6 protein-coding genes are annotated in these 4780 nt (G+C 63.6%); 3 read left to right on the plus strand and 3 right to left on the minus strand.

Going from position 1 to position 4780, the window contains the following annotated elements; translation table 11 throughout:
* Nucleotides 1–90: 90 nt before the first annotated feature.
* Together IV091_RS01300 and IV091_RS01305 are read left to right on the plus strand one after the other, a co-directional pair.
* The gene (locus IV091_RS01300) at nucleotides 91–885 is read left to right on the plus strand and encodes an SDR family oxidoreductase (protein WP_293464172.1); all 795 of its coding nucleotides are present in this window, start codon (nucleotides 91–93) and stop codon (nucleotides 883–885) included.
* Between the two features lie 16 nt (nucleotides 886–901).
* The gene (locus IV091_RS01305) at nucleotides 902–1279 is read left to right on the plus strand and encodes a hypothetical protein (RefSeq protein WP_293464174.1); all 378 of its coding nucleotides are present in this window, start codon (nucleotides 902–904) and stop codon (nucleotides 1277–1279) included.
* A 9-nt stretch (nucleotides 1280–1288) separates the two neighbouring features.
* Here IV091_RS01305 and IV091_RS01310 read toward each other — a convergent pair whose 3' ends face one another.
* A complete protein-coding gene (locus IV091_RS01310; protein WP_293464176.1) occupies nucleotides 1289–2188 on the minus strand; it encodes a DMT family transporter in 900 nt (299 codons plus the stop codon).
* 283 nt (nucleotides 2189–2471) lie between these two features.
* Here IV091_RS01310 and IV091_RS01315 point away from each other — a divergent pair, with 283 nt between their 5' ends.
* Nucleotides 2472–2960: a DUF4148 domain-containing protein gene (locus IV091_RS01315; protein WP_293464178.1), complete on the plus strand. Its 489-nt coding sequence runs from the start codon at nucleotides 2472–2474 to the stop codon at nucleotides 2958–2960.
* Between the two features lie 43 nt (nucleotides 2961–3003).
* On the opposite strand, the gene lspA is transcribed toward IV091_RS01315, so the two are convergent.
* Nucleotides 3004–3513 carry a signal peptidase II gene (lspA, locus tag IV091_RS01320; protein WP_293464179.1) on the minus strand — a complete coding sequence of 170 codons (510 nt, stop codon included), beginning with the start codon at nucleotides 3511–3513 and terminating at the stop codon, nucleotides 3004–3006.
* Nucleotides 3513–4780, minus strand: a 1268-nt coding sequence (locus tag IV091_RS01325; protein ID WP_293464181.1) for a class I tRNA ligase family protein, incomplete at its 5' end; no start/stop codon positions are given. The genes lspA and IV091_RS01325, both read right to left, overlap by 1 nt.

The following is a 4780-nucleotide window of genomic DNA, read 5'->3' on the forward strand; positions in this document are numbered from 1 at the left end:
GAGGGGGCTGAACTTTGCTTGGGGCGGCCCGGCGCTGCGTTCTTTGGCCCCCACGTGTTTTCAAGTTAATTTTTTCATCAAGGAGATCGTATGGACTTAGGTATTGCAGGTAAATGGGCGCTGGTGTGCGGCGCCAGCAAAGGGTTGGGCTTTGGCTGCGCGCAGGCGCTGGTGCGCGAAGGCGTGCATGTGCTGATCGTGGCGCGCGGCGCTGCGGTGCTGGAGGAAGCTGCGAATAAATTAATAGCAGACAGCGACCGGCCGGCGAGCGCTACGGTGCAATTTGTTGCGGCAGACATCACCACGGCAGAAGGCCGCGCCGCCGTGTTTGCGGTGCGCCAGGACTTCGACATCGTCGTCACCAACGCGGGCGGCCCGCCACCCGGCGACTTCCGTGACTGGGGGCGGGACGACTGGATCAAGGCGGTGGATGCCAACATGCTGACGCCTATCGAGCTGATCAAGGCCACGGTGGACGGCATGGCGGCGCGCGGCTTTGGCCGCATCATCAACATCACCTCCAGCTCGGTGAAGGCACCGATCGAGGTGCTGGGCCTGTCCAACGGCGCACGCAGTGGCCTGACCGGCTTTGTGGCGGGCGTGGCGCGCAGCAAGCTGGCGGCACAGGGCGTGACCATCAACAACCTGCTGCCCGGCGTGTTTGACACCGACCGCATCAAGAACATGCTGCAGGGAACGTCTGAAAAAACTGGCCAGTCAGTGCAAGCCCTGGCCGACGCGCGCCGCAAGAACATCCCGGCCCAGCGCTTTGGCACGCCCGATGAGTTCGGCGCCATCTGCGCCTTCCTGTGCAGCACGCACGCCGCCTACATGACCGGCCAGAACGTCCTGGCCGACGGCGGGGCCTATCCCGGGACGTATTGAGCGACCGCTTCATGCCATGACGCTGGACTACCTGGTTTTTGACTACAGCGAGGACCCCGAAGGCGCGGGCACGCTGGAGGCGACGGCTTCCACCTGGCCCGAGCAGGTGCCTGCGGTGCAGGCCGAGCTGGCCCGGGTGCTGGACTGGGCCTTTACCGCGTTTGCAGGCCGGCGCGGCCCGCTGGAGGAGGGCGGTGACTGGGACTATGACCTGCAGGGCCTGCTGGAATTCACGGCTTCGCAGGCGGTTCAGTACGACGAATTGAGGCGCCGGTTTTCTGTGGAGCCCCGCCCGGCCGGCAAGCCGCGCCACACCTACACGCTGGCCCTGAGCGGAACGGGCGAGTTCTGTGCCGCGTTCAGGGCGCAGTTCGGGCTGGACGAGTCGCCGTAGCCGGCAGGCTCAGCGCCGCGACGACACCACAATGCCGCCCACGATCAACAAAAACGCCAGCGCGTGATACAGATGCGGCAGTTCGCCCAAAAAGGCGGCTGACAGCACGGCGGCAAACAGCGGCGTGAGGTTGGAGAAAAATCCGGCAATCGCCGGGCCGACGCGCTGCACGCCCATGCCCCAGCAGCGGTAGGCGATCACTGCAGGCCCCACGGCCACATAGAGCAAGGCGCTGGCCAGCGGCCATCCCCAGCTGATGTGCGCGTTCGTCAGCGTCCATTCGCCGGCTGCAGACAAGCCTGACCACCCCAGGCCGAAGAAAATCTGCGCCATCAAGAAGGCCGCCCAGTCGCGGCGAAGTTCGGGTGTTTCCTTGGGTTGCGACAGCAGCCAGCTGTAAAACGCCCAGGCCAGCGTGGCCAGCAGCACATAAACATCGCCGGGCACCAGCCGGACTTCCACCAGCAGCGCCCACTGCCCGCGCGACAGCACCACCAGCACGCCGACGACCGACATCAAGGCGCCCGCAATCTGCTGGCGCGAGATACGCTGCCCGAAAAAAAGACCGCCCACCACCAGCATCCAGACCGGGATGCTGGAGGCGACCAGCGTCACATTGAGCGGCGTGGAGGTTTGCAGCGCCAGGTATTGCAGCGCGTTGTAGCAGCCCACGCCCAGCAGCCCCAGCAGGGCAAAGCGCTTCCAGTCCAGCCACATGGCGCTGCCGCGCCGCAGTACCGGGTAGGCCAGCGGCAGCAAAATCAAAAAAGCCAGCGCCCAGCGCAAAAAGTTCAGCGTCATGGGCGGAACCAGATCGTGGACCAGCCGGCCCACCACGGCGTTGCCCGCCCAGAGCAAGGGCGGCAGCGCCAACAGCAGGGCGGTGGCGGGGGTCAGGCGTTGATTCATACCTGCAACTTTACCAAGCTGGCAAGCTGGAAAACCTGCGTGCCTGCACAAGCTGCCGCGGCAACCGGGTATGAGCCCGGAACCGGAACAGCGGTGTAAAGCGCCGCACCGGCATTACGTCTTGATAATATGCTTCTCGCCTTGAAACAGTTCTTTCGAAACTTCGCCTTGGTGGCGGTTGTCAAAGTAATGGGTCGAAAAAAAAGACGACTCGCTGAGGCTGGCCCGAGGCGAATTTCTTTCCTTGCCAGCCGTCTAGATTGACTGTTGAAGGAGGTTCATCATGAACACCAGGTTAAGAACAACGGTATCCATTCTTGTCCTTGCGGTGGCGGCAGGCCCCGTTTTTGCGCAAGATGCGGCCGCTGCCAAAACACGCGAGCAGGTTCGGGCGGAGCTACTGGAGGCCCAGCGCACGGGCGATGTCATGGTCGACGGGGAGACCGGCAGGAAGCTCAATGAGCTTTACCCGCGCAATTTCCCGGCCAGCACCAGCGCCAACGCGCAAAGCAGGGCACGCACCGAAGTCCGGGCTGAGCTGCTTGAAGCCCAGCGCCGGGGCGACTTGATGTCGTTCGGCGACTCGGAATCTGCCTTCACGCAGCGCTACCCGGGGCGTGCGTCCGCCACATCGGGCCTGACGCGCGCGGAGGTGAAGGCGCAATTGCTTGAAGCGCAGCGCCGGGGCGACTGGATGACGAGCGGGGATTCGGGGTCTAGTTTTAACGGCGCCTCTCCTTACCGCCCAAGAGGCCGAAGTAGTTCCGAGTAATGCGTAATGCGTGACGCATGCTGCGGGCTGGGCCGCTGGGGCCTCAAGCTTTTGCGCGCCTGACCCGCAGCAACTCGTCCAGGATCAGACAGACTGCGCCTATGCTGATCCCTGCATCGGCAATATTGAATGCCGGGAAATGCCAGCCTGCGTAGTGGAAATCCAGAAAGTCCACCACGTAGCCGTGCAGCGTGCGGTCAATCACGTTGCCCACTGCGCCGCCCAGGATGCAGGCCAGCGCGAACGAGAACAGCTTTTGCCCGGGATGCGACTTGAGCATCCACACAATGAAAAGCGCTGCCGCCACGCCAATCGCGGTGAAAAACCAGCGCTGCCATCCCCCCGCCGACGCCAGGAAGGAGAAGGCCGCGCCGGTGTTGTGAACCCGCACAATGTTGAAAAAGCTGGTGATCGTGGTGGCGTCGCCGAGGCGGTAGTAGCCCAGGATCAGGACTTTGGTGAACTGGTCGGCAATCAGCAGGATCAGCGCCAGGCCCAGCCAGGGCAGCATGCCGGACGATGATTTGGTGAAGGTGGTCTTCTTGGTGGCCATCAGGCAAACTTCCTGTCTTCACCTGCGCCATGCAGGTTGCTGGTGCAGCGGCCACAGATCGTGGGGTGGGCGGGGTCTATCCCGACGTCGTCGCGGTAATGCCAGCAGCGCTCGCATTTCACGGCGGAACTGGCGTTGACGCTGGACTGAAGCGCGTCCCCGGCTACCAGATCAATAGCCGATGTAATGAAGACAAACTTCAGGTCATCGCCCAGGCTGGCCAGCTGCGCGAGGTCGTCGGCTTTGACTTGCAGCGACACGTTGGCCTGCAAGGAAGAGCCCACCTTGCCCTCGGCGCGCAGGGCTTCGATGTCCTTGTTGACGGCATCGCGAATGTCGCGAATCCGGCTCCACTTGGCCAGCAGCGCCGGGTTGGGCGTGCCGAGGTCGGCGTAGGTTTCCAGAAAGATCGACTCCGACTGGCCGAAGATGGTCCAGGCTTCCTCGGCGGTAAAGCTCAGGAATGGCGCCATCCAGCGCAGCATGGCGTGGGTGATGGCGTGCAGCGCGGTTTGCGCGCTGCGGCGTGCCAGCGACTTCGGGCCGGTGGTGTAGAGCCGGTCCTTCAAAATGTCCAGGTAGAACGAACCCAGGTCTTCGCTGCAGTAAATCTGCAGCTTGGACACCACCGGGTGGAATTCGTAGACCTCGTAGTGCGCCAGGATGTCGCCCTGCAGCTGCGCCGCGCGGCTCAGCGCGTAGCGGTCGATTTCGAGCAGCTGCTCAAACGGCACCGCGTCGGTGGCGGGGTCGAAATCGCTGACGTTGGCCATCAAAAAGCGCAGCGTGTTGCGGATGCGGCGGTAGGCGTCCACCACGCGCGCCAGAATCTTGTCGTCAATGCCGAGGTCGCCCGAATAGTCGGTGGATGCGCACCACAGGCGGATGATCTCGGCGCCCAGCTTGTCGCTGACCTCTTGCGGTGCCACCACATTGCCTTCGCTCTTGCTCATCTTGCGGCCCTTGCCGTCGACCGTGAAGCCGTGCGTCAGCAGGCCTTTGTAGGGCGCGTGATCGTACATGGCGCAGGCGGTGAGTAGCGAGGAATGGAACCAGCCGCGGTGCTGGTCGTGGCCTTCAAGGTACAGGTCGGCCGGCCAGGTCGATTGCTCGGCGTGGCTGTGCTTGAGCACGTGGAAGTGCGTGGTGCCCGAGTCAAACCAGACGTCGAGAATGTCGGTGCTCTTGAGGTAGTCGGGCGCATCAAGCCCGATGATGGATTCGGCGCTGGCCTTGCTCCAGGCCTCGATGCCGCCGGCCTGAACCA

It is taken from the genome of Polaromonas sp. (assembly GCF_018780625.1).
Classification (GTDB): domain Bacteria; phylum Pseudomonadota; class Gammaproteobacteria; order Burkholderiales; family Burkholderiaceae_C; genus Polaromonas.